Origin of the sequence: Amycolatopsis australiensis (assembly GCF_900119165.1) — a bacterium.
Lineage (GTDB): Bacteria > Actinomycetota > Actinomycetes > Mycobacteriales > Pseudonocardiaceae > Amycolatopsis > Amycolatopsis australiensis.
The window spans coordinates 3,444,474-3,470,692 of sequence record NZ_FPJG01000006.1; the positions used below are offsets into that span (position 1 = coordinate 3,444,474).

Annotated in this window: 21 protein-coding genes, 2 tRNA genes and 1 pseudogene; 11 read left to right on the forward strand and 13 right to left on the reverse strand. The window is 70.3% G+C overall.

Going from position 1 to position 26,219, the window contains the following annotated elements; all coding sequences use genetic code 11:
- Positions 1-65 precede the first annotated feature (65 nt).
- The 3 genes from BT341_RS17740 to BT341_RS17750 form a co-directional block, all read right to left on the reverse strand.
- Positions 66-1,235 carry a NucA/NucB deoxyribonuclease domain-containing protein gene (locus BT341_RS17740; RefSeq protein WP_177328833.1) on the reverse strand — a complete coding sequence of 390 codons (1,170 nt, stop codon included), beginning with the start codon at positions 1,233-1,235 and terminating at the stop codon, positions 66-68.
- Positions 1,236-1,273: 38 nt separating this feature from the next.
- The gene (locus tag BT341_RS45345; protein WP_218177740.1) at positions 1,274-2,440 is read right to left on the reverse strand and encodes a hypothetical protein; all 1,167 of its coding nucleotides are present in this window, start codon (positions 2,438-2,440) and stop codon (positions 1,274-1,276) included.
- 589 nt (positions 2,441-3,029) lie between these two features.
- Positions 3,030-4,187: a DUF6348 family protein gene (locus tag BT341_RS17750; RefSeq protein WP_177328835.1), complete on the reverse strand. Its 1,158-nt coding sequence runs from the start codon at positions 4,185-4,187 to the stop codon at positions 3,030-3,032.
- Between the two features lie 302 nt (positions 4,188-4,489).
- Here BT341_RS17750 and BT341_RS43555 point away from each other — a divergent pair.
- Positions 4,490-5,281 (forward strand): annotated as a pseudogene (locus BT341_RS43555) (IS5 family transposase).
- 230 nt (positions 5,282-5,511) lie between these two features.
- Here the strand turns inward: BT341_RS43555 and BT341_RS47315 are convergent.
- The 5 genes from BT341_RS47315 to BT341_RS17790 all read right to left on the reverse strand — a co-directional run bounded on the left by BT341_RS47315 (position 5,512) and on the right by BT341_RS17790 (position 9,698).
- The gene (locus tag BT341_RS47315) at positions 5,512-6,459 is read right to left on the reverse strand and encodes a cold-shock protein (RefSeq protein WP_072477365.1); all 948 of its coding nucleotides are present in this window, start codon (positions 6,457-6,459) and stop codon (positions 5,512-5,514) included.
- A gap of 794 nt (positions 6,460-7,253) precedes the next feature.
- Positions 7,254-7,568 carry a hypothetical protein gene (locus BT341_RS17775; RefSeq protein ID WP_072477367.1) on the reverse strand — a complete coding sequence of 105 codons (315 nt, stop codon included), beginning with the start codon at positions 7,566-7,568 and terminating at the stop codon, positions 7,254-7,256.
- Positions 7,569-8,579: 1,011 nt separating this feature from the next.
- Complete coding sequence (locus BT341_RS47875) at positions 8,580-9,179, reverse strand: tyrosine-type recombinase/integrase (RefSeq protein WP_425426480.1); 600 nt, start codon at positions 9,177-9,179, stop codon at positions 8,580-8,582.
- Positions 9,180-9,213: 34 nt separating this feature from the next.
- A complete protein-coding gene (locus BT341_RS46480) occupies positions 9,214-9,456 on the reverse strand; it encodes a hypothetical protein (protein ID WP_245805006.1) in 243 nt (80 codons plus the stop codon).
- A gap of 168 nt (positions 9,457-9,624) precedes the next feature.
- Positions 9,625-9,698, reverse strand: a tRNA-Pro gene (locus tag BT341_RS17790).
- A gap of 77 nt (positions 9,699-9,775) precedes the next feature.
- On the opposite strand from BT341_RS17790, the gene BT341_RS17795 reads away from it, so the two are divergent.
- Positions 9,776-9,846, forward strand: a tRNA-Gly gene (locus BT341_RS17795).
- On the opposite strand, the gene BT341_RS17800 is transcribed toward BT341_RS17795, so the two are convergent.
- The gene (locus tag BT341_RS17800; protein WP_072477370.1) at positions 9,846-14,495 is read right to left on the reverse strand and encodes a HAMP domain-containing protein; all 4,650 of its coding nucleotides are present in this window, start codon (positions 14,493-14,495) and stop codon (positions 9,846-9,848) included. The two genes, BT341_RS17795 and BT341_RS17800, sit on opposite strands and share 1 nt — an antisense overlap.
- A gap of 139 nt (positions 14,496-14,634) precedes the next feature.
- On the opposite strand from BT341_RS17800, the gene BT341_RS17805 reads away from it, so the two are divergent.
- The 3 genes from BT341_RS17805 (at position 14,635) to BT341_RS45350 (ending at position 17,112) form a co-directional block, all read left to right on the forward strand.
- Positions 14,635-16,194: a SpoIIE family protein phosphatase gene (locus BT341_RS17805; protein WP_072477371.1), complete on the forward strand. Its 1,560-nt coding sequence runs from the start codon at positions 14,635-14,637 to the stop codon at positions 16,192-16,194.
- Between the two features lie 84 nt (positions 16,195-16,278).
- The gene (locus BT341_RS17810; protein WP_072477372.1) at positions 16,279-16,821 is read left to right on the forward strand and encodes a type 1 glutamine amidotransferase domain-containing protein; all 543 of its coding nucleotides are present in this window, start codon (positions 16,279-16,281) and stop codon (positions 16,819-16,821) included.
- Positions 16,822-16,947: 126 nt separating this feature from the next.
- Positions 16,948-17,112, forward strand: a complete 165-nt coding sequence (locus tag BT341_RS45350) for a hypothetical protein (RefSeq protein WP_177328836.1) — start codon at positions 16,948-16,950, stop codon at positions 17,110-17,112.
- 58 nt (positions 17,113-17,170) lie between these two features.
- On the opposite strand, the gene BT341_RS17820 is transcribed toward BT341_RS45350, so the two are convergent.
- On the reverse strand, positions 17,171-17,581 hold the full coding sequence (locus BT341_RS17820) for a hypothetical protein (protein ID WP_072477374.1): 411 nt from the start codon (positions 17,579-17,581) through the stop codon (positions 17,171-17,173).
- Between the two features lie 154 nt (positions 17,582-17,735).
- Between BT341_RS17820 and BT341_RS17825 the strand changes: the two genes are divergently transcribed.
- From BT341_RS17825 to BT341_RS17835, 3 genes are all read left to right on the forward strand, one after another.
- Positions 17,736-18,158 (forward strand): helix-turn-helix domain-containing protein, encoded by a 423-nt coding sequence (locus BT341_RS17825; protein ID WP_072477375.1) that lies wholly within the window; start codon positions 17,736-17,738, stop codon positions 18,156-18,158.
- Positions 18,159-18,264: 106 nt separating this feature from the next.
- The gene (locus BT341_RS17830; RefSeq protein WP_072477376.1) at positions 18,265-19,353 is read left to right on the forward strand and encodes a sialidase family protein; all 1,089 of its coding nucleotides are present in this window, start codon (positions 18,265-18,267) and stop codon (positions 19,351-19,353) included.
- A gap of 133 nt (positions 19,354-19,486) precedes the next feature.
- Positions 19,487-20,326 (forward strand): SAM-dependent methyltransferase, encoded by an 840-nt coding sequence (locus BT341_RS17835; protein WP_072477377.1) that lies wholly within the window; start codon positions 19,487-19,489, stop codon positions 20,324-20,326.
- A gap of 48 nt (positions 20,327-20,374) precedes the next feature.
- Here the strand turns inward: BT341_RS17835 and BT341_RS17840 are convergent, their stop codons facing one another.
- Positions 20,375-21,208, reverse strand: a complete 834-nt coding sequence (locus BT341_RS17840) for an aldo/keto reductase (protein ID WP_072477378.1) — start codon at positions 21,206-21,208, stop codon at positions 20,375-20,377.
- A 23-nt stretch (positions 21,209-21,231) separates the two neighbouring features.
- A complete protein-coding gene (locus BT341_RS17845) occupies positions 21,232-22,416 on the reverse strand; it encodes an MFS transporter (protein WP_072477379.1) in 1,185 nt (394 codons plus the stop codon).
- A gap of 136 nt (positions 22,417-22,552) precedes the next feature.
- Between BT341_RS17845 and BT341_RS17850 the strand changes: the two genes are divergently transcribed.
- Both BT341_RS17850 and BT341_RS17855 read left to right on the forward strand, forming a co-directional pair.
- The gene (locus BT341_RS17850; RefSeq protein WP_072477380.1) at positions 22,553-23,014 is read left to right on the forward strand and encodes a MarR family winged helix-turn-helix transcriptional regulator; all 462 of its coding nucleotides are present in this window, start codon (positions 22,553-22,555) and stop codon (positions 23,012-23,014) included.
- Positions 23,015-23,041: 27 nt separating this feature from the next.
- Positions 23,042-23,713 (forward strand): ThuA domain-containing protein, encoded by a 672-nt coding sequence (locus BT341_RS17855; RefSeq protein ID WP_072477381.1) that lies wholly within the window; start codon positions 23,042-23,044, stop codon positions 23,711-23,713.
- A 39-nt stretch (positions 23,714-23,752) separates the two neighbouring features.
- Here BT341_RS17855 and xylA read toward each other — a convergent pair whose 3' ends face one another.
- A complete protein-coding gene (gene xylA, locus BT341_RS17860; RefSeq protein ID WP_072477382.1) occupies positions 23,753-24,901 on the reverse strand; it encodes a xylose isomerase in 1,149 nt (382 codons plus the stop codon).
- A gap of 97 nt (positions 24,902-24,998) precedes the next feature.
- Between xylA and BT341_RS17865 the strand changes: the two genes are divergently transcribed.
- The gene (locus tag BT341_RS17865) at positions 24,999-26,162 is read left to right on the forward strand and encodes an ROK family transcriptional regulator (protein ID WP_072477383.1); all 1,164 of its coding nucleotides are present in this window, start codon (positions 24,999-25,001) and stop codon (positions 26,160-26,162) included.
- Positions 26,163-26,219: the final 57 nt, after the last annotated feature.

The window sequence follows — 26,219 nt, forward strand, 5'->3', positions numbered from 1 at the left end:
GTGTGCCGGGTGCGGCTGCCGGGCGGTGGATGGGAACCATGCGCAGCCCGGCAGCCGATCGGGAGTCAGCGCACGACGACGTAAAACCCGTCGCCGTCGAGCATGTGCTCTCTGCCGTACCAGCTGGCCAACAGGCGGCCGCCCGCCTCGTTGTGCGACGCGGCGATCGCTTTGGCGGCGAAACTCCAAACCGTGCTTTCGTCGACTCTGGCGGAGTTCTGGTAGGTGCTGGCGAACGGGTATTCGTCGCACTGCCGGGCGTTCCCGTTCGCGTCCTTGGTGTACCGCGCGCCGGAGTCCGCCTTGCAGACGCGCCGTACCTTGGACCGGGAACCGGTTTTGGTGTTCCCCACGTCGTAGCTCGGGTGCAGGTAGGTAAGGGTCTGCTCGCCAGAACGGCCGGGAACCTTCTTGCCGACGAGCCGGGGGTTGATCTGGGTCAGATCCTCCTGAGCGTCCTTGATGAACGCGGCCGACTCGTGGTAGGTCGGGTCGTTCAGGTCGAACACCAGCGTGGGCGTCACCGAGGTGAAGACGCAGCGGCTGCCGCGCGTGGCGTAGGACGCGGAGTCACAGCGGAAGAACTCCTGCGGTTGCCTGACCACATCGGGCGGTCCGACGAAGATGGACGACTCGACGAGGTCGAAAGAGAAGAAGCCGCGCGACTCGGTCTTGTACTTTTCCTCCGGCACGGTGGTTGTCGTCGTTGTGGCGTCCCAGTACAGGGGGTCTACGCCGGCATGCCATTCGGCGACGGTCCGATCCACCGGCTCGGCCGGATGATCGCAGACGCTCGTCCGCTGCGGATCGTTGTTGAAGCACTCGAGGCCGAACGTGAGGTGGCCGTCGGAAATCTCTTCGCCGTCAGTGGTCACGTACTTCACTCTGAGACCAAACCGGATCCGGCTCTCCTTGTCCTGGGCGATCCCGATGAGTGTGCTGCGGAAGTAGCCCCGGCCGACCTCTGTGGGCACCCCGTTTTCGAGCTTGCGATAGATGATCTGGAGGATGACGGTCCGGCAGATGTTGAACCTGTTCTTGAACCAGTACGGGCCGGGCGCGGTGTAGTTCTGTTCGCATTCGTCGAAGGTGACGGGGTCGGTCGGAAGATCGGCGTCGTTGAGCCGGGAGTCGGCGGTGTACTCGACGGCAGTCGGCTGCGCCAGGGTGCCCGTGGTGGTGCTGGCGGACACTGTCTGGGGTGACACCAGGAGCGCCACGGCCAGCGTCAGCACGCCGGCCAGCTTCAGGGGCCGTGCCCTCATGGCCGTCCTCATGAGATCAGGTCCATGCTGTTCCAGCCCTGGCCGACCACGACCGGGCTGCCGAGCACGGGGTCGTGGTTCCAGCCGAGGAACGGGTAGATCGCGAGCTGTCCATCGGGTAGCCGTTTGAGCACGTCGTCGGTCCCGCTCCCGTCGGCGTCGATGAGCGATAGCCATGACGTCGTCGGTTGCGCGAACGTCCCGACCGGGGCGAGTGTCTTGCAGTCGGTTTGGAAGGTGGCGAGGCCGTTGAACTTGTTGGTGTGCGCGCAGCCCACCATCTCACCGGTGGCCAGGGACGCGCCGACCATGTCCGCGTTTTCCCGGCTCCACGTCGGCATCAGCTCCCACAGCGGCCGTCCTTTCCGGACTTGGATGCGCGGCTTGAAGGTGGAGGTGCCGTTGAAGGTGCCGCTGTGCGGGTAGACCCACCAGTTGTCTTGGGCGTCGATGCTGATGATGTCGTCGAACCCGTCGGTGGTGACGTCCGCGAGGGTCATCCACACCATGCTGTTCCAGCCGGTGCCCACCTGGACTGCCGCCTTGAACGTGCTGCCGCCGTTGAAGGTCCCGCTGTGCGGGTAGACGAAGAGAGCGCCGTCGGACGCCCGCCGGCCGATCAGGTCGGCAGGTGGTTCGGCTGCCGTCTCGTATTCGTCGCTGTCGTTGTTGGGGGTGACTTCGGCGGTCCCGACCCAGTTGAAGCCGTTCATGCCGGTGCGTACCAGTGTTTTGGCGGTGAAGGTGCTCGTGCCCTGGAGTTTGCCGGAGCCGGTGTACACCCACAATGACCCGTTGTTCAAGTCGGGCTGTCGGGCGATCAGGTCCGGGATCCCGTCACCGGTGATGTCGTGGGAGTGGGTGCCCGACCGCTGCACCCCCGGTCGCCGGCGGTGGCGGGGGCTGCGGCGCCGGCTGAGCTGATGGCGACTGCGGACGACGGTGCCGCCACCACCAGCCCTGCTGCGATCACGGCGGCGGTGATCGCACTTGTTCGGAACGTCTTCGAGCGCGGGGTTCTTCGCGTGGATGGCGTCATAGCTCCTCGCATCCGGCCCCGGTAGATCCGGGGACTGTCGCTCGGCCACACGCCGCCCGCCGGTGTGCCGTTTAGCAGCACGAATCAGTTTCACTCGGTTGGCCGAGGGCCCGTTGCGTCGGCGCAGCCCCTCCATCTGCCCGGCGGGGCGTGTTGCAACTCGAGCGCGGACTGCGGCTGCCGAGGTGGTGCTGCGGCTCGGCCGGAACCTCACCTCCGTCGAGGACGCGGTGCCGGAGACCGCGGCGAGCGCGAGCGCCTGGACCGCGCTCTCCGATTTCCTGCTGGGCTAGTTGCCCGGCCCGGCGGGGGAGCGGTCGCGCGGCCGTTCGACCCGCCGTCGTTCCCGCCTCTTTGCCTACTCATGCAGGAGGGGGACGACACGCCTTGCTCGGTCCGGGGGCCAAGGAGCGGGTGATGGCGGCCGGGAGGCGGAATGACCGGGTGGCAGGCGCCCTCGGACGCCGGTCGCAGCTGGTTTACGTCACGGGTTGGTGAGCCTTCAGCGGTGCTTGCCGGCGACTGGCGGTCGACGGGCGAACGCGATACCAGGGCTGACGGACGAGTACCTGCGACGTGTGGCACGTTGTCGTCAGTTTGCGCAATCTAGACGACCCGTGTTGGCCGTCCATCCGCCGGACGCGTCCCTAACCTCACGGGTCAGTACACCTGGGGCGTGTTCGGGCCCGGCAGCGGCGGCCGCCGTGGTGCGTTCGCCGCCGAGCTCAGCGAGGATCGACGTCATCCCGTCGAGCGCGCGCCCAGCGAACCAGAGTTGGTCGTTGTCGCCGGCCGGCACGGGCATTCTCGTTCACGGGGACGAGCAGGCCGAAGATCCGGACGGTGACCTCGCCGTCCGGCACGGGCGCGGGGCCGGCGGCCGCCGCGGCCTCGCCGGCGGGCCAGGGTTCGTTGTCCAGCAGGACTTCCGTGGTCTGCACCTGGCCGTCTTGGTAGAGCAGGTAGACCCCGAGGCCGTGCACCTGCGGCGTGAGGGACTCGGCCCGCAGCGCGTCGAGCAGCCCGTCCACCGATGGCCACAGATCGGGTGCCGACCGGCCGCGGGGCAGCATCAGCTGGGTGCTCGACACCAGGTCGAACGGGCCGGTGGGGTGGTCGCAGCGGTCTTGGTCGACGCAGCCGTGGCCGGATCCCGGTTTGAGTAGGCCGTCGACGAGCGGGTGGAGCGCGCTCGTCGCGAATTTGTAGACGGCTTGGCCGATCGCCTCGCGCCAGGTGGCGCCGTTGCCGGGCAGCGTCGCGACCAGCGCGGGCACGGCGAGCGCCGGGTGTGCGAGGGAGAAGTCGACCTGCGCCAGCACAACCCCGGGCCGCGAGGGGTGGACGACGATCCGCGCATCGATCCGCGCGCCGCTTTTCGCCAGGCGGCCGGCCCGGACGCCGTGTTCGCGCAGAACCTCCTCGAACGCGGCTGCGGGTGAGGGCACACCGCCGTCGCCTCGCCTGACCGGCTCGAGGTCCTCGGTCAACGCGGTTTCGGTCAAGACGAGGGTTTCCGGTTTGGCGCCGCGGTCGACGAGCTTGGCGACCGCGGAGGCTTCGGAGCTGCGGAGAGCGATGCGCTCGAGCTCGTCCCCATCCGCCCGCTGCGCCCTGGTGAGCGCGGCGGCGAACACCGGTTCTGTCTCGAGCCGCACCCGCCGGCTGGGCGTCAGGAGCGTGTCCTTGAAGGCAATGTCCGGCAGCAGCCGCCGCACGTAGGCCATCGGCAGGAAGTACAGCAACCGATCGGCCAGCCAAGCCTCGACTCCGGCCCCGGTCAGCCGAGCGACGACTTCGTCGTCACTCGGCGAGTGCACGTCCTCACAGAACGCGGCAATCCCGATCTCGACAGCCGCGTCCCACCCTGGCGTTCCGTTCACGTAAGCACCTTATTTTGTATCAAGCTGGATTCGCCTGCTGACAGGCCTGCGCGCAGGCGTGTCGCGATGTCGGGATCCTCTGCAGGCGTTGCTGCTCACCCAGGGGCATAATGCTGGCAAGGTGTCGTCGGCCTGACCAGGTTCCGGCTGGTACAGGATTTCGTGGAGTGCCGAGCTTTCGCAGCCAGTCGGCTGCGGTTCTCGCCGACTGCCAACTCTGTGTGGGCTTAGACCTGGTCTCAAAACTTGAGGGTGTGTCACTGCGTAACCTGCCCGGTCCTGGTCGTCGATCGTGGGCAGTCGTGGCGAAGACGACGCAGCAGCGGCGGGTCGAAGACCGGCTCTGGGAGCTGATCGAACCTCTGATCCCGTCCCGACCAGCGCCGCGCGGCCCGGGTGGGCGGCCCGGATCGATGACCGTGCCGTGCTGGAGGGGATCTTGTTCGTGCTCGACACCGGCTGCCGCTGGCGAGACCTACCCGGGCAGCTCGGATGCGGTTCCGGGCACACCGCGTGGCGGCGGTGACGTGAGTGTCAGGACGCCGGCGTCTGGGACCGGCTGCACCAGCTCGTCCTCGACGAGCTGTCCGACATCGGTGCGGTCGAAAAGGGGGGGGCGAGCTGACCGGCCGCAGCTCCACTGACCGGGGTAAAGCCGGCTCCAAGTACCACGTTCTGTACGACGCGAACGGGCTACCGCTGCACATCATGTTGTCGGCGGCGAACACCCATGACAGCATGCTGTTCGAGCCGCTGCTGGACACGAACCCGACCGTGCGCGGCCACCACGGCCGGGCGGGCCAGCCACGATGCCGACCGGACAAGCTGCACGCCGACAAGGGCTACGACTACGCCGCTGCCTGACCCGCCGCGGTATCAAGGTCCGTATCGCCCGGCGCGGGATTGAGGGCACGTCCCGCCTCGGCCGGGTCCGCTGGGTCGTCGAACGCACCATCTCCTGGCTGCTGCGGTTCAAACGCCTCGGGCTGCGCTACGACCGGACCGAACGCACCACGCTGGCGCTACTCACGCTGGCCTGCACCGTGATCAACGTCCGCCGGCTCATAAAGATCGAGCTCTGCTACCAGGTCTAACGCATCCATTCACTCGTTTGGGATACATCGGTAGCTCGGTGTCGTCGGGTGGGGGTGACGGGTGAGCTTCTGAGCGCGGAGCAGGTCCTCGGGTCGGCACGGGGCCCCCGTCACCACGAGGGAGATCGATCTCCTGGAGGAGGCTGCCGCCGCGTAGCTGACGGCACCATCGACGGGGATGAACGAGCACTCTCGTCGGGAAGTGATCAGCCATCGGTGGGGCCGCCTCTTCAGAGGCGTTCGACGCGGTCGGCCTGCGGGCCCCGGTCGCTCTGACGCACCGCGTACCGGACCCGGTCACCCTTCTGCAGCGGCTCCGACCCCATGATCACGGACGCGTGGGCGAAGAGATCGTCGCCGCCTGCGTCCGGGGTGATGAAGCCGAAGCCGCGGTCGGCGTCGTAGCGCGCGACGACGCCCTCGCCGCCTCGTACGGGCACGTCCCGCGCCGCCGGCCCTGCGGCCGCGGCAGGTGCCGACCGCTGCGGCGCCGTCTGGGGCTCGGCGCCCCGGACCAGGTGCACGTCGCGGGCCTGCGGGCCCTTGTCTCCACTGGCCACCTCGTAGGCGACGCGGTCGCCCTCCGCGAGCCACGTCAGCCCCTCGGCCAGGGCCCGGGCGTGAACGAAGACGTCCCCGGCGCCGGAGTCGGGGTTGATGAAGCCGAAGCCCTTGTCCTCGTCGTACCAGGCCACCGTGCCGTCGGCACCGTCCGCGATACCAGCCGCAGCGGGTGAGCCGGCCCCTGCTCCCAGCGGGATCACGTGCCCGGCCTGCGGGCCGCGCTCGCCTTCGACGATCAGGAAGGCCACCCGCTGCCCCTCGGTGACCACGCCGCCGGTCACGATGGCGGAGCTGTGCACGAAGATGTCGGCGCCGCCGCCGTCCGGCGACGCGAAGCCGTACCCCTTGCCCGGCTCGTACCAGTTGATGGTGCCGAGCAGGCCCACGGCGCTGCCGGTGGCCGCATCGGCGGTGACGCGAACGCGCAGCGCCTGGGGCCCGCGGTCGTTCTCGCCGACCTCGAACACGACGGCCTGACCCTCGCGGAGCACTTTCGCGCCGCCGTCCCCGACGATCTCGGAGGCGTGCACGAACACGTCCGGCGAGCCGTCCTCGGGCGCGAGGAAGCCGAAACCACGTTCGGCGTCGAACCAACGGACGGTCCCTTGCGGCATCAAAAGCTCCAGGTCGAGAGGGCGGGCACTGGCCCCCAGTCTCCCTGACAGACCTCCGGCCCGTCGGGCCGGGCCCCACAGGCGGGCGGAACGGAGCCACGGGCGAACCGTTGGTTCACCTAGCGACACGCCGAGTTTTGAGACCAGGTCTTAAGTCCCGAACGGTGAGGCCACGCTGCCAAGTTGTGTGTCGCCGCTGCGGCGGAGGACGTGCTGGTGGCGCTGGTTCGTGGACGGCCGGATCGGCCGGCGGCGGGAGAACATCCTCGCCGCCGGCGGTGCCGATCCTTCCCTGTTCATCGCTTCACGTCTCAGCTTTGACGCAGCGGGCATCACATCTCTGAGGTTTCGGCCCAAGGTCGTCGACCCGATTTCCGCCGGACGTTCTTCGGGTTCAGCAGGACCATCCCACCTGGCCGTCGTCCGCAGCCGGCTCCCGCCTGCGGGCAGATTTCCGCGGACTCATCCAGTGTTCCGAGCCGGTTAGGCGATGGACGACGTCATCTCTGGGAGGCCGGACGGAAGCAGGTCGGTGGAGCAGTGGTATGCCGCTCTGAGGTGGTTACGCGCAGACCTGCGCCATTGCAGGGACGCGTGCCAGGTCGCGATCGGGGCCTCGTCGTCAGCGAAGCTGGGTGAGACGCCAAGTCGCACCCACGTCTGCTCCACCGGCGACGGTTCTCCACGCGGATCACATAATCCGGGAGTAGCGCAGCACCTCGCTCCCCGGCTCGACGGCGCGCGTCCGTGAGCACGGCGCGGGTTTCCGACGGTGTGGCGGCCCCTCGGCCGGGTCAGGCCGTGCCCTGATGTTCGTCGCCGGTGTCGAAGAAACGGTCCACGTACTCCTCCGGCGGCAATGCGCTGTCACGCAGCAGCGAAAACACCTCGCTGCCGGATACCAGCTCCTCGTTCCCCGTCGCATAGGCCTGCGCGAGCCCTACGTAAGTCGCCCCCATTTCCTTCGCGTACTCCCGCGCTTCCGTCTCGGCCAGCGCCAGCGCCGAGTCGACGTCGACCGCGTGCCACACCGTGACCCGTTCCTCGTACGACGGCTCCACAGCTTCGGTCCACCGGAAGACGCACCGCACCCCGTACCACTCCGTCATGACTGCGCTCCCTCTCGGCTTCGCGGCGACCCGAACGCCGGAACATACTGTTCTCGAAGCAAATCATGCCGCAGATCCGGTCACCGGCGACGGTGATCACGAACAAGCCCCGTCCCGTGGCGGATCCTGTCCGGACCACGCGGATTGACCACGAACGCCGGCTGGCCGTTGGCCCGGGTCGGCACGAGGTCGAATCGGCGGCCGGCGTCCAGGAGGGTCGCGCAGAAGGGCACCGCGGCGTCCCGGCCCTCGTATTCGAGTGGCATCGGCGGCATGGACACGAAGACGGCGTCGGTTGGCAGGGCCACCAGCGCGTCGACGTCGGCCGGTCGCGTAAGCGTCGGTTGCCGCTGCGACGCCTGGACGAAAAGGTGCCCGAGGTCCGCTACCAGGCAGCGGCCTGTTGGCCTGGGCGGCAGACCGCCACCGGCACGCTGCGAGGTGCGGCGGGCTGGCCGCCCAGCTCGGTGTCGACAACCGTTGCCGAACGGCGCTGCACCACGCCCGTTCCACAGTTGTGATCGCCGCCGCCGCAACGGCCGCCCAGCCCCGCTCGACGGCGTCACCACCACCCTCGACGACACCGGCGCGCTGCGAGCAGACCTGGCGCACGCCGTCGAACTCGGGTTCACCGGGAAACTCTGCATCCACCCTCGCCAGGTCGCACCGGTGAACGAGACTTTCACCCCCACTGAGACGGAGCTCCGGTGGGCCAAAGGAGTAGTGCCGCGGTCGGTGACGGGCCGGTCGGCGTCCACGATGGTCAGTGGGTCGACCGCCCCGTCGTCCTGCACGCTCGAGCCGTCTCGGCCCGGACAATCCTGGCCTGAGAAGAGAGTGCGGGCCGTCGGGTTCGTTCCGATTCGGCGTTTAGCGATCCGCACCGCCGCCACGTTGTCGCCTGGTGACCGATATCCCGCCTTGCTTTCTCCGGCCGGTAGGTGGTCTCAACCAGTTGGCGATCGAGGCCGGCCCCTTGCATCCCGCGATGCGAAGTTGTCGGCGCGTCCGTCATCGGATAGGCACAAGCGACCAGGTAGGTGGCGGTCTTCCGTGGTCAGGGAGTTCGCTTGGGACTCCTGCAGAAGTTCGCCGACGCGAATACGATCCGCGGCCTCGTGTGCCCGGTCGGCCGCGGCGCTCTTTCCGTATCGGCGCGCCATCTGCGGGGTCGTCCAGCCGTTGCGCAGCATGAGATCGCCCTCGCTGCCGCCGGCTTTCAGGAAGTGATGCGACTGAAAGTGGCGGCCAGGGTGCGCGTGCAGATCGCGGCCGAGTTTCTCCTTGCGCGCCGGCGGCGCGTCCTCGGCGCCGCAGCATGATTTTGATGCCGTTGTCCGAGAGCGGGGTGCGCCGTCGGTGCTCGCCGAGCCAAAGCCTTGCTGCCGAATCGGCGTGCGGATGGCGGGACCGGACGCGGATGTAGCGGGCGATGGCCTTGCCGGTAGCTGGTGTGAAGGGCAGGGCTCGCCACCTTCCGCCCGTGCCGAGAACGTTCACAACCCGCCGTTGCGGGTCTAGGTCACGTTCCATGTCGATGTTCGCGATCTCGGAGAGGCGGCCGCCGGTGTCCCGGATCAGCCGGATGATCGCCTCGTCGCGCCTGTTGATGAAATCTTTGCCTGCGCATCCGGCGAGTACCTTCTTAGTTGCTGTTGGCGTTACCGGGGCTGGTCGTGGCCAGCCGGTCGGCGATCGATGCCTTGACGTGCCCGTCGCGGTAGTCTTCGGGGCCTTCCGGTGGCGTGGGCAGGCGGTCGAGCCATGCACGAGGGTCGGCGGCCTCGAGCGGCGCGATGGGCTCGGCCGGCCAGGCGTGGAACTTCCGGGCGACGTGGGTGTAGCACCGGATCGTCTTGGGGCTCTTGTCCTCGGATTCCAGCGTCATCGACCACTCGTCGATGAGGGCGTTTGCCCAGGCTGGGGCGGGTGTAGTGGCTGGCTGCGTCCTCATGTGGTCACTCTCAAAGCGAAGTGTCACTGAGCGCTGTGCTAGCTCCCGGGCCGCGTCCGGCGGCACGAAAAAGGGCTGGACCCGCAGGTCCAGCCCGTCCGGTCGGGATGACAGGATTTGAACCTGCGACCCTCCGCTCCCAAAGCGGATGCGCTACCAAGCTGCGCCACATCCCGTGACACCCCGAGGGGGGTGTGTGGTCAGCCTAGCGGGTGCCGCTAAACTGGACACGCACCCGGTACCCCGGGGGCACGCGGGTGTAGCTCAATGGTAGAGCCCTAGTCTTCCAAACTAGCTACGCGGGTTCGATTCCCGTCACCCGCTCAACCAGCGGTATCGGCTGAGACGGCGGCGTCGCGGGTGGATGCGGCGTCCGCCTCCAGCTTGGCCGCGATCACGTCCAGCAGTTTGTCCGTGTCCACCGGTTTGGTGATGTACTCGTCGGCGCCGCTGGCCAGGGTGCGGGCTCGGTCTTCCGGGGTGGCTTTGGCAGTGACGGCGATCACGGGCAGGTCGGCGTTGGCGGCCTCGGCCCGGATGGCGGCGATGGTGGCGTTGCCGTCCAGCTCGGGCATCATCACGTCCATCAGGACCAGTGCCGTGTCTTCGTTGCGTTCCAGTGCGCGGATGCCGTCGACGCCCGTTTCGGCGTAGATCACCTCGAGGCCGGCCTGTTCCAGGACCGCGGCCAGGGCGAACACGTTGCGCAGGTCGTCGTCGACGATCAGGACTTTTTCGCCGTGGAAGCGCTTCGGGGCGACGTCGGGGGCCGCCACCGTCACTGTGCTCGGGACCGCCGGGAGGCGGGGTGCCGTCTGGCCCGTCACCGCCGGGTCGACGAGGTTGGCCGCCGCCACCGGGAGGTACAGGGTGAACGTGCTGCCCACGCCCGGCTCGCTGACCACGCGCAGCTCGCCGCCCAGGAGTTCGGTCAGCTGCTGGCTGATGTTCAGCCCGAGGCCGGTGCCGCCGTACTTGCGGCTCGTCGTGCCGTCCGCCTGGCGGAACGCCTCGAAGATGACCGCCAGTTTCTCCTCCGGGATGCCGATCCCGGTGTCCTCGACGGCGAACGCGATGATGCCCGGCGCGTTCTTGAGGGACTCCTGCTCGACCTCGGCCGGGTCGGCGGCCCGGATGTGCAGGCGGACGCCGCCTTCGTCGGTGAACTTGGCCGCGTTGGACAGCAGGTTCCGCAGGATCTGCTGGAGCCGGTGCTCGTCGGTGTGGACGCTGCCCGGCACCGGCGGGTCGATGTGGACCGCGAACTCGAGGCCCTTGTCCGCGGTCAGCGGCCGGCACAGGGACTCGACGTAGTCCACCAGCTCCGGCAGCGTGACGTCGGACATCTGCAGGTCGAGCCGGCCCGCTTCGACCTTCGCCAGGTCGAGGATGTCGTTGATCAGCTGCTGCAGGTCGGAGCCGGCCGCGTAGATCGTCTTCGCGAACTGGATCTGCTTCTCGGTCAGGTTGCCCTCGGGGTTCTCCGACAGCAGCTTCGCCAGGATCAGCGCGCTGTTCAGCGGGGTCCGCAGCTCGTGCGACATGTTGGCCATGAACTCGGTCTTGTACTGCGAGGCCACCGTCAGCTGCCCGGCGCGTTCCTCCAGCTCTTGGCGGGCCTGCTCGATCTCGCTGTTCTTGACCTCGATGTCGCGGTTCTGCTGGGCCAGCAGCGCGGCCTTCTCGGCCAGCTCGGTGTTGGACCGCCGCAGCTCGCCCTGCTGGGCCTGCAGCTGCTCCGACCGCGCCCGCAGCTCCTGCGCCAGGCGCTGCGACTCCGTCAGCAGCGCTTCGGTCCGCGAGTTCGACAGGATCGTGTTCACGTTGACGCCGATCGTGTGCCGCAGCTGCTCCAGCAGGTCCTGGTGGACCGTGCTGAACTCGTTGACCGAGGCCAGCTCCAGCACGCCGAGCACCTCGCCCTGGAACAGCACCGGCAGCACGATCAGGTTCACCGGCGCCGCCGAGCCGAGCCCGGACGAGATCAGCGCGTACTCCGGCGGCGCGTCCCGCACGAGGATCGTGCGCTGGTCGACGGCGGCCTGGCCGATCAGCGACTCGCCCATCGCGAACCGCAGCCCCGCGCGCGACTGCGCGAGCCCGTAGGCCGCGATGCACTCCAGCACCGTGCCGTCGCGGTCGTCGTCGCGGGCCAGGAAGAACGCGCCCTGCTGCGCGCGCACCAGCGGCGCCAGCTCGCTCAGGATCAGCGACGCCACCGACGTCAGGTCGCGGTGGCCCTGCATCCGGCCCGACAGCTGCGCGAGGTTCGTCTTCAGCCAGTCCTGCTCGCGGTTGGTCCTCGTCGTCTCCTTGAGGTTCGCGATCATCTGGTTGATGTTGTCCTTGAGGTCGGCCAGCTCGCCGTTCGCCTCGACGGTGATCTGCCGGGTCAGGTCGCCCGCGGTCACCGCCGTCGCGACCTGGCCGATCGCGCGCACCTGGGTGGTCAGGTTCCCGGCCAGCCGGTTCACGCTCTCGGTGAGCCGCTGCCAGGTGCCGGACACGCCGTCGACCTCGGCCTGGCCGCCCAGCTTGCCTTCGGTGCCGACCTCGCGCGCCACGCGCGTGACCTCCGAGGCGAACGCCGAGAGCTGGTCGACCATCGTGTTCATCGTGGTCTTGAGCTCGAGGATCTCGCCGCGCGCGTCGACGTCGATCTTCTTGGTCAGGTCGCCCTTCGCGACCGCGGTGGTGACCTGGGAGATGTTGCGCACCTGGCTGGTCAGGTTGTGCGCCATGAAGTTGACGTTCTCGGTCAGGTCCTTCCAGGTCCCGGCCACGCCGGGGACGCGGGCCTGGCCGCCGAGGATGCCTTCGGTGCCGACTTCGCGGGCGACGCGGGTGACCTCGTCGGCGAACGCGCGCAGCGTCTCGACCATGCCGTTGAGCGTCTCGGCCAGCGCCGCGACCTCGCCCTGGGCGTCGATGGAGATCTTCTTCGACAGGTCGCCGTTGGCCACCGCGCTCGCCACGGTGGCGATGTTGCGCACCTGGTCGGTCAGGTTGTCGGCCATGACGTTGACGTTGTCGGTGAGGTCCTTCCACGTGCCCGCCACGCCGCGGACGCGCGCCTGGCCGCCGAGGATGCCTTCGGTGCCGACTTCGCGGGCGACGCGGGTGACTTCGTCGGCGAACGCGGACAGCTGGTCGACCATCGTGTTCAGCGTCGTCTTGAGTTCCAGGATCTCGCCGCGCGCGTCGACGGTGATCTTCTGGGTCAGGTCGCCCTTCGCGACCGCCGACGTCACCTGGGCGATGTTCCGGACCTGGTCGGTCAGGTTGTTCGCCATGGAGTTGACGTTGTCGGTCAGGTCCTTCCAGGTCCCGGCGACCCCGGGCACGGTGGCCTGGCCGCCGAGCTTCCCTTCGGTGCCGACCTCGCGCGCCACCCGGGTGACTTCGTCCGCGAACGCGGACAGCTGATCCACCATCGTGTTCAGCGTGTTCTTGAGTTCCAGGATCTCGCCGCGCGCGTCGACCGCGATCTTCTGGGTCAGGTCACCCCGCGCGACGGCGGTCGCGACCTGGGCGATGTTGCGCACCTGGGTGGTCAGGTTGTTCGCCATGAAGTTCACCGAGCCGGTGAGGTCGCGCCAGGTGCCCGCGACGCCGGGAACCTGCGCCTGGCCGCCCAGCTGACCCTCGGTGCCCACCTCGCGCGCCACCCGGGTGACTTCGTCGGCGAACGCGGACAGCTGGTCCACCATGGTGTTCATGGTCGTCTTGAGCTCGAAGAACTCGCCGCGGGCATCGACGGTGATCTTCTGCGTCAGGTCGCCCTTCGCCACGGCCGTGGTCACGTGCGAGATGTTGCGGACCTGGTCGGTGAGGTTGTCGGCCATCTGGTTGACCGAGTCGGTGAGGCTGCGCCACGTCCCGGCGGCGCCGGGCACCTCGGCCTGCCCGCCCAGCTTGCCCTCGCTGCCGACCTCGCGCGCCACACGCGTGACTTCGCCGGCGAACGCCGAGAGCTGGTCGACCATCGTGTTCAGCGTGTTCTTCAGCTGCAGGATCTCGCCGCGGGCGTCGACGTCGATCTTCTTCGTCAGGTCGCCGCTGGCCACCGCGGTCGCCACCTGCGAGATCCCGCGGACCTGCTCGGTGAGGTTGTCGGCCATCAGGTTCACCGAGTCGGTCAGGTCGCGCCACGTCCCGGCGACGCCCGGCACCCGGGCCTGGCCGCCGAGCTTGCCGTCGGAGCCCACCTCGCGGGAGACCCGGGTGACCTCGTCGGCGAACGCCGAGAGCTGGTCGACCATCGTGTTGATGGTGTTCTTGAGCTCGAGGATCTCGCCGCGGGCGTCGACGTTGATCTTCTGGGTCAGGTCGCCGCGCGCGACGGCGGTGGTGACCTGGGCGATGTTGCGGACCTGCTCGGTGAGGTTGTCGGCCATGAAGTTGACCGAGTCGGTCAGGTCCCGCCAGGTGCCGGACACGCCCGGGACGACGGCCTGGCCACCGAGACGTCCCTCACCCGCGATCTCGCGGGAGAGCCTCGTCACTTCGGCGGCGAAGCGGGACAGCTGCGCGATGAGCCCGTTGACCGTCTTCGCCAGCGTGGCGTACGCGCCCTGCAGCGGGCGGCCGTCGAGGGTGAGGCTCATCGGCTGGGACAGATCGCCGTCGGCGACCGCGCCGAGCACCCGGTCCAGCTCGATCGCCGGCCGGGTGAGGTCCTCGACCAGGCCGTTCACGCAGTCGACGGCGGTGGCCCAGCCGCCCGGGCCGACCTGGCCTTCGAGCCGCTCGCCGAGCCTGCCTTCCTGGCCGACCGCGGCGCGCACCCGCAGCAGTTCGCTGACCAGCCGCTGGTTGCGTTCGGCGATGTCGTTGAACGCGACCGCGAGCTGCGCCGAGATGCCGTCGCCGTGCGGCACGAGCCGTCGGCGGAAGTTGCCGTCCCCGAGATCCCGCACCGCCACGAGCAGCCGCTCCAGCGCCGCCGCTTCGCTCTGGGATTCCGTTGTCATGTGTGCCGACCCTCTCCACCACGCATGCGCCAGCCATGGTCGTCGACCCAGCGTGCCATGATTCGCCCTACACTTCGAGCCAGTCCGCCCGCTCACGCGGTAGCCGTGCGACAGCAGTCCGGAGGCAGGAGGTCGGTGCATGGTGTCACGTCCGGCCCCGGCGTCCGCGGCCCTGCCGCCGATGACCGGTGACGGCGCGCCGCCCGGCTTCGACGCCTTCGGGCGGGCCGTCCTCGAAGACGTGCGCGACGCGGTGTTCCTGCAGGACGCCGACGGGGTGCTGCGCTGGGTGAACCCGGCGGGACGGGCGCTGGCCGGCGGCGCCGAGCCGCGGCTGCACCCGGCCGCCGAGAGCGTGACGTCCGGGCACGTCGAGGTGGCGGGGCACCGGCACCCGGCCCGGCTCCGCGCGCTGCCCGGCGGCTGGCACTCCTGGACCGTCACCGCCGGCGAAATCCCGCAGCGGCACGTCGGCGACTTCCTGGCCGAGGCCGGTCCCCGGCTGGCCGGCGCGCGCGGCCGGCACGGCACCGCCCGCGTGATCGCCGAGCTGGCCGCGTCGGCGCTGGCCGACACCGCCTTCGTGCTGCTGCCCACCACGCGCGGCCGGTGGGAGTGGTGGAGCAGCGAGCGCCCGTCCGCGCACGGTCACGGCCGGATCCGGCGGGTGCCGCCGCAGGTCGCGCCGGTGCTCGCGGCGGCGTTCGCGGCCACCGGGAAGCCACGCGCCGCGCCGGTCCCCGAGACCGAGGTCGCCACCCTGCCCTCGATCGTCGCCGACCGGTTCGCCGGCCACGCCGACGTGACGGTGGTCTCACTGGACCCCGGCGGCGGCGCCGGGGTCACCGGCGTCCTGCTGCTGGGCCGTCGCGGCGACCCCGACTTCGGCGCCGAGCAGGGCCGCGCGGTGGCGGAGTTCGCCAAGGCGGCCGGGACGGCGCTGGCCAACGCCCAGCGGTACGCCCGCCAGGAGGAGGCCACCCGCGGCCTGGAGACCACGCTGCGCCCGGCCGACCCGCCGGAGCTGGCGGGCGCCCGGTTCGAAACGTGGTACGAGCCGGCGGGCGGGGTCCTCGCGGTCGGCGGCGACTTCTTCGACGTGCTCCCGCATGAAGACGGCAGCGCGTTCCTCGTCCTCGGCGACATCTGCGGCAAGGGCGCCGAGGCCGCGGCGCTGACCGGGCGGGTGCGCCACGCGCTGACCGCGCTCGCCATGGTCGAGCGCGACGGCCGGACGCTGCTGCGGCTGCTCAACGAGCTGCTCATCGCCGGCGGCAGCAGCCGCTTCGCCACGCTCGTGCTCGGCACGGCCCGGCCCGTCGACGAGGGTGTCGAGCTGACGCTCGCCTCCGGTGGTCACCCGGCGCCGCTGATCGTCCGGCGCGCGGGCGTGGTCGAGGAGGTCACCGTGCCGGGCACGCTGGTCGGCATCTCGCCGCAGGCCCGGTTCGCCGAGGCGGCGGCCCGGCTGGAGCCGGGCGACGTCCTGGTCCTCTACACCGACGGCATCACCGAGGCCCGCAACCGGCACGACCAGACGGAGCTGTTCGGCGACGACCGGCTGCGCCGGGTGCTGGCGGCCGCGGCGGGCGAGCCGGCCCGCGAGGTGGTGCGGCAGCTGCGCCAGGCCGTGCGCGACTGGCTGGGCAACTCGGCCCACGACGACATCGCCGTGCTCGCCGTGGAATGCTCGAATTGACCTGTCTGTCCTTTGTGGACGTGGTTTGACCGTCGCCGGAGCGGGTAATTTCCCGACGCATTTGTTTCCGACGACAGGAGTCCCATGGCGAACGCACTGCAAGGGCGCCGGGTCGCGATCCTGGCCGCGGACGGCGTCGAACAGGTCGAGCTGGAGAAGCCGCGCGAGGCCGTCCTCGAGGAGGGCGCGACGGTGGAGCTGGTGTCGCTGGACACCGGCGAGATCCAGGCGATGAACGGCGACATCGACAAGGGTGACCGCTTCCCGGTCGACCGGAAGGTGGCCGACGTCGAGGTCGGCGACTTCGACGCGCTGCTGCTGCCCGGCGGCACGATGAATCCGGACAATCTGCGCACGAATCCCGACGCGGTCAAGTTCGTCGGCGATTTCGTGCGCGCCGGCAAGCCGGTCGGGGTGATCTGCCACGGTCCGTGGACGCTCGTCGAAGCGGGTGTCGTGCGTGGCAGGCGGCTGACGTCGTACCCGAGCATCCGGACCGACCTGCGCAACGCCGGCGCCGAGGTGGTCGACGAAGAGGTCGTGGTCGACAACGGCCTGGTGTCCAGCCGCAATCCGGACGACCTGCCGGCGTTCTGCCGCACGGTCGTGCGCGAGTTCGCGGGCTGACGCCGTCCTCTGTGGACGACCACCCGTCCGTGTGTTAAGTCCGGCTTAAATTTGTTGGCATCCGGTACCCCGGCGGAGGACTCTGTGGGAATGACCCGGATCGCCCGTGGAGAGGAGGTGGACGCGATGACTGTGCACGCAAGGCGCTACGGCCGCTGGTGCCGTGAACACTTCGACGCGATCGCCGCCGAGGGCGTTCCGGCACCCCGCGCCGGCCAGCCGGCCGAGCCGGCCCGGCCCGAGCCCGAACCGGAGCCGGTCCAGCCCGTGGCCGAACAGCCGCAGGGCTGACCCGAGCACGAAGAAGGCCTCCCCGAGACGTCGGTTTCGGGGAGGCCTTCGTGCGTGGTCAGCGGTAGCTGCGGCGGTACCAGACGCGCTTGGGGCCCGGCACGCCGATCCGGGTGATGACGTCGGTCAGCAGCGCGCCGATGAACAGCCAGATCACCGCGGCGAGACCGTCGTTGAGGAAGGTCCGCAGCTTCTCGGAATCGGGCGTGAAGAGGTTGCGCAGGCCGAGCGAGACGCCGGACGACCATTCGGTGATGAGGTGCGCGAAGCCGTTCGCCGAGTTCGCTTCGCCCAGCACCAGCACGATGTGCACGGCCAGGACCAGGGCGAACAACGCGCACACGAGGTGGATGATGGCGTTGAGCGTGCGCACGAACCGGATGCGCGGGTGGGTGCGCTCCACGACTTCTTCGGCGGGCGCGGGCTCGTACGGCGGTTCGTACGGTTCCTGGGGTGGGGGATACGGCATCGTCGTGGCCGTCCTTTCGGCTGTCCGATGTGGGCGTATCGGCTGCGGGACCAACACCCGGGAATACCCGTCGCTCGGGCAAGCGAACCGCAACTTCCGGAAAATGCTCTCTGATTCGCCGTGATAGGGTATTTTGCGGTATCAGAGGAGGAATATGGCGCAGGAGGTGTTCTCGGTCGAGCAGGTGGCCGCGAAGCTGGGCCTGCACGTCCGGACGGTCCGCAACTACGTGCGCGACGGGCGGCTGAAGGCGGTCCGGATCGGCAAGCAGTACCGCATCACGGCCGAGGACCTCGAAGCGTTCACGGGGTTGCCGGTATCCGACCCGCGCCCGGCCCGGTCCGCGGCGGAGCTGTCGGGCGTGGTCGAGATCGGCGGCGTGGACCGCGCGACGGCGGACCGGATCGCCACGCTGGTGATGGCGTCGGTGCAGGGCCCGCGCGGCGACCGGCATCTGCGCGTGGAGACGGTCCACGACAAGGAGCGGTCGACGATGAAGATCATCGTGCTGGGCGACCTGGCAGCGGGCGCCGATCTCCTGCGGCTGCTGGCGAGCTACGCGGAGGGGCTTCCGTGACCGCGCGTGGCGCGGGATCGCCGGGCTGGTCGCGGCGGGCTGATCCGCGTGGCGGAACCTGCCGCCCGCCGGGCAACCCGTTCCCGCCCGGCACGTCCCCGTGACCATGAGAACCGCGCTGCTGGTCTCCCTCCTCACCCTCCTCACCGGCTTCGCCGCCCCCGCCGCCGCAGACCCCGCTGTCCCTCCCGGGTTCCGGCCCGCCTCCACGAGCTGGACCGGTCCCGCCGCCGGCTACGTCCTCGGCTACGTGCCCTGCGCGAACTCCTGGTGCCCCGCGCTGCTGGCCACCGCCGACGGTGGCCGCCACTGGCGGCGGCTCGGCGCGCCGCCGATGGCCCTGCCCGACAACCACAACCACGTCGCGCTCACCGTCATCAGCGATCGCGTCGCCTACGTCAGCGACGGCGTCCACCTCCTCGCCACGCGCGACAGCGGCGTCAGCTGGCACCCGCTCGGCCTGCTCGGTGCCCGCGAGCCGTACTACCTCGCGAAGGTCGCCGAAGCCGGGGGCCGGGTGTTCGCCGTCCTGACCACCTTCGGTGACGGCCGTGGCTCGACGCTGCTGTACTCGGCCGCCGCCGGGGTGCCGGTGCTCGCGCCCGTGCCCGGGTTCGCCGTCACCGGCGGCATCACCTACGGCGACGTCGCCACCGGGGGCGGGGTGCAGGTCTCGCTCGGCGCCGACTACGGCACCGAGCGGTACTGGACCTCGCGTGACGGCGTCCGCTTCACCCCCGCCGATCCGCCCTGCCCGCCCGGCACCGTCGCCTCGCTCGCCGGCGTCCGCGACCGGCAGGTCGTCGCGCTCTGCGGCAGCAGTCCCGGGTCACCGCAGCCCGGGTCGACCGCGCGGAGCCTGCGGCACGCGCCGTCGCTCGGCGGGGTGTTCAGCGGCGGTGACGCTGCTCCGGCCGCCGGGATCACGCAGGGCTTCGCCGCGGCCTCGCCGTCCTCGGCCACGGTCGCCGCCGAGGGGGGCGGCTCCGGGTTCCTGCACCGCACCGCCGACGGCGGGCGCACCTGGACCACGACCGTGCTGTCCGACCGCGGGCTCAGCCTCACCGATCTGGACTTTCCCGGCGGCGGCACCGGGGTGGTCGTCGACGGCAGGCCGGACGCCGACGGCGGCTCCGCCGTCTACCGCACGACCGATGACGGGCGCACCTGGCGGGAGGTCCGGTTCGGGGCGTAATCGCAGGCAGGCAAGGCCCTTGTGCCCGGTTCACTTGGTGAACGGCATGTCGTAGTCTGTGCACTGTCCGTTGCCGGACACGGTGGCCGGGCCCGGGGCAGGGGCCGGCGCCACAGACGAGGGAGAACAGTCGATGACGCCTGGCGACCTGAGGTCCGGAACCGAGGGCGGCTCCGCGTCCCTCGATTTCTCCAAGGCGAGCCTGGCCCGGCTGTCCGACGCGCTGCTGGGCGGGCACGACAACTACGAAGCCGACCGCGAAGCGATGCGGCGGCTGCTGGCCATCGCGCCCGGGGCGCGCGCGATGGCGAAGGAGCACCGCGACTGGCTGGTCCGCGCGGTCCGGTTCCTCGCCGGGAAACGCGGCATCGACCAGTTCCTCGACCTCGGCTCCGGCATGCCGACCGCCGAGAACACCCACGAGGTGGCCCAGCGGTACAACCCGGACGCGCAGGTGGTGTACGTCGACAACGACCCGCTGGTGCAGGTGCACGGCCGGGCGCTGCTCGAAGAGAACTACCTGACCCACGTGACGGGCGCGGACCTGACCCGGCCGGCGGAGACGCTGGCCGACGACGTCGTCAAGGAGTACCTGGACTTCACCCGGCCGGTCGCGCTCATCCTGACGTCGATCATCCACCACATCGACGACTACGAGCGCGCGAAGTCGATCGTCGGGGAGTACGTGGCCGCGCTCGCGCCCGGGTCGTACCTGCTGCTCACGCACCACTTCGACCCGGAAGAGGACTCGCCGCGCCAGGAGCTGGCGCGGCTGCTGGAGACCAGCTTCCAGGGCACCGGCCTGGGCAGCGTCCACCGCACGCGGGAGCAGATCGCGGGGTTCTTCGAGGGGACGGATCTGCTCCGGCCGGGGCTGGTCTACCTGCACGAATGGTGGCCCGACGGCCCGCGGCTGCACCCGCTGAGCGAGCTGAACTTCCTGACACTGGGCGGAGTGGGCCGCAAGCCGTGAATGCCATGTTCACGGACACTGCGTCCGTGAACATGGCGGCACGACGGGTCAGGCGGCGTTGAAGGTGTCCGGGTCCGGGCCGGTGCGCTCGCCGCGGTCGAGCGGCGTCAGCGACTCCATCTCCTCCTCCGAAAGAGTGAAATCGAAGAGGTCGAAGTTCTCTTCGATCCGCGACGGCGTCACCGACTTCGGGATCACGACGTTGCCCAGCTGCAGGTGCCAGCGCAGCACGATCTGCGCCGGCGTGCGGCTGTGCTTCACCGCCAGGTCCGCGACCACCGGGTCGCCCAGGAGGCTGCCGCCCTTGGCCAGCGGGCTCCACGCCTCCGTCGCGATGCCGTGCTTCGCGTCGAACTCCCGGACCTCCTGCTGCTGCAGGTACGGGTGCAGCTCGATCTGGTTGACCGCCGGGACGACGTCCGAGGCGTCCATCAGGCGGGTGAGGTGCGCGGGCTGGAAGTTGGACACGCCGATCGCGCGGACCCGGCCGTCGGCGTACAGCTTCTCGAACGCCTTCCACGTGTCGAGGTAGCGGTCGCGCTCCGGGGTCGGCCAGTGGATCAGGTACAGGTCCAGCTGCTCCAGGCCGAGCTTCGCCATGCTGGCGTCGAAAGCCTTCAGCGCCGAGTCGTAGCCCTGCGCCGAGTTCCACAGCTTGGTGGTGACGAACAGCTCGTCGCGGGCGATCCCGGACTCGGCGATCGCCTGGCCGACGCCCTTTTCGTTGCCGTAGAGGGCGGCGGTGTCGATGCTGCGGTAGCCCGCGTCGAGGGCGGCCTTCACGGCGGTGGCGGTCTCGTCGTCCGGGATCTGGAACACGCCATAGCCGAGTTGCGGCATCCGCACGCCGTTGTTGAGTTCGATCACGGGCACGCTGGTCACGAGGGTTCCTTTCGGTGGGTGGTTCATCGGGCGAGTACCCGTTCCCCGGCGTCGAAACTAGCCGGGGTCCTGCGGTCGAGCAGACCGGAGACGACCGCCACGGCGAGGCCCGCCGCGGCGAGCACGGCGCCGATCCAGCTGGGGGCGGTGTAGCCGAGGCCGGCGTCGACGGCCTGGCCGCCGAGCCACGCGCCGCCGGCGTTGCCGAGGTTGAACGCGGCGATGTTGGCTGCCGACGCCAGCGCCGGCGCGCCCTCGGCCTTGGCCATGACACGCGCCTGCAGCGGCGGCACGGTCGCGAAACCCGCGGCGCCGAACAGCGCGATGGTGATCGCCGCCGGCACCTTCGCGTGCGCGGTGAACACGAACGCCACCAGCACGATCGCGAGCGCGGCGAGGATGACGTAGAGGCTCGGCATGAGCTTGCGGTCCGCGGCCTTCCCGCCGAGCAGGTTGCCCACGAACAGGCCACCGCCGAACAGCACGAGCAGCCACGTGACGGCGCCGCCGGAGAAGCCCGCGACCTCGGTCATCATCGGGGCGATGTAGGTGAAGGACGCGAACACGCCGGCGAAGCCCAGCGCCGTCATGGCCAGCGCGAGCCACACCTGCGGGCGGCGGAACACGGCGAGCTCGCCGCGCAGGCCCGCGCCCGGGGCCGGCTCCTGGTGCGGCACGAGCGCGAGGATGCCGATCGCGCCCGCGACGCCGAGCGCGCTGACCACCCAGAACGTCGAGCGCCAGCCGAAGGCCTGGCCGAGCGCGGTGCCGGCGGGCACGCCGAGCACGTTGGCCACGGTCAGGCCGGTGAACATGAGCGCGATCGCGCCGGCCTGCTTGGCCGGGGCGACCAGGGCCGCGGCGACGACCGAGCCGACGCCGAAGAACGCGCCGTGGCTGAGCGCCGCGACGACCCGGCCGGTCATCAGCAGGCCGTAACCCGGGGCCACCGCGGAGAGCACGTTGCCCGCGATGAACAGGCCCATGAGGGCGACCAGCACGGTCTTGCGCGGCACCCGCGAGGCCAGCGCGGTGAGCAGGGGAGCACCGACGACGACGCCGAGCGCGTAGCCCGAGATGAGCAGGCCTGCGGACGGGATCGAGACACCGAAGCCGTCAGCGATCTCGGGCAGCAGGCCCATGATCACGAACTCGGTGGTGCCGATCCCGAAAGCGCTGATCGCCAGTGCGAGCAGAGCGGCGGGCATGGGCTTCCTTCTTCCGGAGGTAGACTTAGAGCGTCGGCAATTACAAGCGTCCAAGATAGTTGCAGACGCCGTATATTGCACAAGCTTGATGGTGCAGCGTGCAAGGGAGTGCGCGCAAGCCGGGGAGAGGTGAACCGTGTCACTGGACGACGACGCCGTCGAAGCCCGCGCTCAGGGCTGGCGCACGCTGGCCGCGTTGCACGCGCGGATCGAGGACAAGCTGCAGCGCGCGCTCGAACGCGACCACGAGCTGTCGGTGAGCGAGTACACCGTGCTCGACGCGCTGGCCCGCCAGGACGGCTTCCACCTGCGGATGAACCAGCTCGCCAACGCGGTGGTGCTCAGCCAGTCGGCGACCACCCGCCTGGTCACGCGGCTGGAGGGCCGCGGGCTGCTGGCCCGCTACCTCTGCGCGGACGACCGCCGCGGCATCTACACGGAGGTGACGCCGGCGGGCCAGGCGCTGCTCACCGCGGCACGGCCGACCCACGACACGGCGCTGGCGGAGGCGCTGAAGGAAGCGGAGGCGCTGCCGGAACTCGCGCCGCTCGTCGCCGCGCTCGGCACGTTGACGTTCCCAGCCGTGCCCTCGGCCTGACGCTCGCTCCGGCGTTAGCCTGACGCCATGTCGACGTCCTCAGCGGTCCTGGTGTTCTCGAAAACCACGGGCTACCGGCACGAGTCGATCCCGGCCGGAATCCGGGCCATCCGGGAGCTGGGGGCGGCGAACGGCTTCGCTGTCACGGCGACGGAGGACGCGTCGGTGTTCACGGCCGAGTCGCTGGCCGCGTACCGGGTGGTGGTGTTCCTGTCGACGAGCGGTGACGTCTTCGACGCGGCGCAGCGGACGGCGTTCGAGTCCTATGTGGAGAGTGGTGGTGGCTACGCCGGCATCCACGCGGCCGCGGCCACGGAGTACGGCTGGCCCTGGTACGGCGAGCTGGTCGGGGCCCGGTTCAGGAGCCACCCGGAGATCCAGGCGGCGAACGTCGTGACGGAAGACCGGACGCACCCGGCCACCGCGCACCTGCCGGAAGTGTGGCCGCGCACCGACGAGCTGTACGACTTCCGCACCAACCCGCGGGGCAGCGTCCGGGTGCTGCAGACGGTGGACGAGTCCGGCTACGCCGGCGGCGAGATGGGCGCCGACCACCCGATCACGTGGTGCCACCCGCAGGGCGACGGCCGGGCGTTCTACACCGGGCTCGGCCACCCGGCGGAGTCCTACGCGGATCCGGCGTTCCGCGCGCTGTTGCTCGGCGGAATCCGTTACGCCGCAACGACACCGGGGCAGTGAAGGCCACCTCGGCGACGTCGAGGTGGCCTTCACGCCCGGTCAGCGGACGCCGAGCAGGTGCTCCAGCGCCAGCTGGTTGAGCCGGGTGAAGTGGTACCCGCGCCGGGCCGCCGCGTCGAGGTCGAACTCGTCCGCGAGCAGGTCGTCGAACGACTCGCCCGGGGCCAGCGTCGGCGTCGAGAGGTCCGGGACCCGCGACGCCGCCAGCGCCTCCGCGACCTCCGGGTCCGAACGGAACTTCGCCGACTTCTCCTTGAGGATCAGGTACGTCCGCATGTTCGCCGCCGCCGAGACCCACACGTCCTCGGGGTCCTCGGTGCGCAGCGGCTTGTAGTCGAAGTGCCGCGGGCCGTCGTAGCCGCCGTTCTCCAGCAAGTCGACCAGGAAGAACGCGCTCTTCACGTCGCCGTGGCCGAAGATCAGGTCCTGGTCGTACTTCGGGCCGTGCTGGCCGTTGAGGTCGATGTGGAACAGCTTGCCCTGCCACAGCGCCTGCGCGATGCCGTGCACGAAGTTGAGCCCGGCCATCTGCTCGTGCCCGACCTCCGGGTTCAGCCCGAACATCTCCGGCCGCGCGAGCTGGGAGATGAAGCCGAGCGCGTGCCCGATCGTCGGCAGCAGGATGTCGCCGCGCGGCTCGTTCGGCTTCGGCTCCAGGGCGAACCGCAGCGAGTAGCCCTTCTCGACGACGTAGTCGGCCAGGAGGTCGAGGCCCTCCTTGTAGCGGGCCAGTGCCGCCCGGACGTCCTTGGCGGCGTCGGACTCGGCGCCTTCGCGGCCGCCCCAGACGACGTACGTCTCCGCGCCCAGCTCGGCCGCCAGGTCCAGGTTGCGGCGCACCTTCCGCAGCGCGTACCGCCGGATGTCGCGGTCGTTGCTGGTCAGGCCGCCGTCCTTGAACACCGGATGGGCGAACAGGTTCGTGGTCGCCATCGGGACGCGCAGCCCCGTCTCGGCCAGCGCCTTCTTGAACCGCTCGATCGCCTTGTCGCGGTCGGGCTCGGTGACGAGCAGGTCGTCGTCGTGGAAGGTCACGCCGTAGGCGCCCAGCTCCGCGAGCCGGTGGACGGTCTCCACCGGGTCGAGCGGCGGCCGCGTCGCGACCCCGAACGGGTCGTTGGCCGGCCAGCCCACGGTCCAGAGGCCGAAGGTGAACTTGTCGGCCGGCTGGGGAGCGTAGTCGCTCATGACTGTCCCTTCATTTAGTTCACGTTGTAGACTAAATATGCGCCGCGGCGGTCCCGGGCGTCAAGAGGCCGGTTAGAGTGCGTCCGAGGAGGAACCGATGACGCAGGCCGTGCGGCACGACGTGATGCGCGCCCGCAACCTCGAGGTCGTGCTGGGTGCCGTCAGCCGCGGCGGCCCGCTGACCCGCGCCGCGCTCGCCGAAGTCACCGGGCTGACGAAGTCCACGGTGAGCAAGCTCGTCGGCGACCTGGTGGACGCGGGACTGCTCGCCGAGACCGGGCCGGCGCGCGTCGGCGAGCGGGGGCGGCCGGGGGTGGAGGTCGTGCTCAGCGGCGCGCGGGTGGCGTCGCTGGGGCTGGAGATCAACGTCGACTACCTCGCCGCCCGCGTGCTCGACCTCACCGGCGGCGTCCGGTTCGCCGCGCGCCGCGAACGCGACAACCGCGGTTCACGGCCGAAGAAGGTGCTGACCGAGCTGCAGGCGCTGGCGACCGAGGCCCTCGCCGAGACCCACCGGGTCGGGCTGGAGGTGGCGGGCGCGGTGCTCGCGGTGTCCGGCCCGGTCGGCGACGGCGTCCTGTTCAGCGCCCCCAACCTCGGCTGGCACGACGTCCGCCCGGCCGAACTGCTCCGCCTGCCCGTCCCGGTCGAGCTGGACAACGAGGCGAACCTCGCGGCGCTGGGCGAATTCTGGTACGGCGGCGGCGAGCGCGACTTCCTCTACGTCTCCGGCGAAATCGGCATCGGCGCGGGCCTGGTCGTGAACGGGACGCTGTTCTCCGGCGCGACCGGGCTGGCCGGCGAGCTGGGCCACGTCGTCGTGGCGCCGCAGGGCCCGGTGTGCCGGTGCGGTGGCCACGGCTGCCTGGAAACCTTTGCCGGACAGGAAGCCCTGCTGGCCGCGGGCGGAGTCCCGGCGCTGCCCGACTTGGTGACGGCGCTGGAGCGCGGTGACGCGGCGGCCCTGGCGGCGTGCAAGGCGGCGGGGCAGGCCCTCGGCGTCGCGCTGACGTCGGCGGTGAACCTGCTGGACCTCGACCGCATCGTGCTGGGCGGGGTGTTCACGCAGCTGTACCCGTGGCTGTCCGGGCCGGTGGCCGAAGTGCTGAACGCGCGGCTGGGCCTGCTCCGCGGTGCGCCCCCGGTGCTGACGGCGTCCCGCCTCGGCGGCGACGCGGCGACCCTGGGCGCGGCGGGCCGGGTGGTGCACCGCGTGCTGGCCGACCCGGCATCGTTCGTCACCCGGGCCCAGGAAGCCTGAACGCCGGGAATGCCACATTGCCGGGTACCGGCCCGGCAATGTGGCATTCCCGGACTT

Excerpts from the sequence above, each read along its gene's own strand:
- BT341_RS45345 (WP_218177740.1), bottom strand. The coding sequence starts at position 2,440 with ATGGAGGGGCTGCGCCGACGCAACGGGCCCTCGGCCAACCGAGTGAAA.
- BT341_RS47315 (WP_072477365.1), bottom strand. The coding sequence starts at position 6,459 with ATGCCGCAAGGGACCGTCCGTTGGTTCGACGCCGAACGTGGTTTCGGC.
- BT341_RS17775 (WP_072477367.1), bottom strand. The coding sequence starts at position 7,568 with ATGACGGAGTGGTACGGGGTGCGGTGCGTCTTCCGGTGGACCGAAGCT.
- BT341_RS46480 (WP_245805006.1), bottom strand. The coding sequence starts at position 9,456 with ATGACGCTGGAATCCGAGGACAAGAGCCCCAAGACGATCCGGTGCTAC.
- BT341_RS17800 (WP_072477370.1), bottom strand. The coding sequence starts at position 14,495 with ATGACAACGGAATCCCAGAGCGAAGCGGCGGCGCTGGAGCGGCTGCTC.
- BT341_RS17805 (WP_072477371.1), top strand. The coding sequence starts at position 14,635 with ATGGTGTCACGTCCGGCCCCGGCGTCCGCGGCCCTGCCGCCGATGACC.
- BT341_RS17810 (WP_072477372.1), top strand. The coding sequence starts at position 16,279 with ATGGCGAACGCACTGCAAGGGCGCCGGGTCGCGATCCTGGCCGCGGAC.
- BT341_RS45350 (WP_177328836.1), top strand. The coding sequence starts at position 16,948 with ATGACTGTGCACGCAAGGCGCTACGGCCGCTGGTGCCGTGAACACTTC.
- BT341_RS17820 (WP_072477374.1), bottom strand. The coding sequence starts at position 17,581 with ATGCCGTATCCCCCACCCCAGGAACCGTACGAACCGCCGTACGAGCCC.
- BT341_RS17825 (WP_072477375.1), top strand. The coding sequence starts at position 17,736 with ATGGCGCAGGAGGTGTTCTCGGTCGAGCAGGTGGCCGCGAAGCTGGGC.
- BT341_RS17830 (WP_072477376.1), top strand. The coding sequence starts at position 18,265 with ATGAGAACCGCGCTGCTGGTCTCCCTCCTCACCCTCCTCACCGGCTTC.
- BT341_RS17835 (WP_072477377.1), top strand. The coding sequence starts at position 19,487 with ATGACGCCTGGCGACCTGAGGTCCGGAACCGAGGGCGGCTCCGCGTCC.
- BT341_RS17845 (WP_072477379.1), bottom strand. The coding sequence starts at position 22,416 with ATGCCCGCCGCTCTGCTCGCACTGGCGATCAGCGCTTTCGGGATCGGC.
- BT341_RS17855 (WP_072477381.1), top strand. The coding sequence starts at position 23,042 with ATGTCGACGTCCTCAGCGGTCCTGGTGTTCTCGAAAACCACGGGCTAC.
- xylA (WP_072477382.1), bottom strand. The coding sequence starts at position 24,901 with ATGAGCGACTACGCTCCCCAGCCGGCCGACAAGTTCACCTTCGGCCTC.
- BT341_RS17865 (WP_072477383.1), top strand. The coding sequence starts at position 24,999 with ATGACGCAGGCCGTGCGGCACGACGTGATGCGCGCCCGCAACCTCGAG.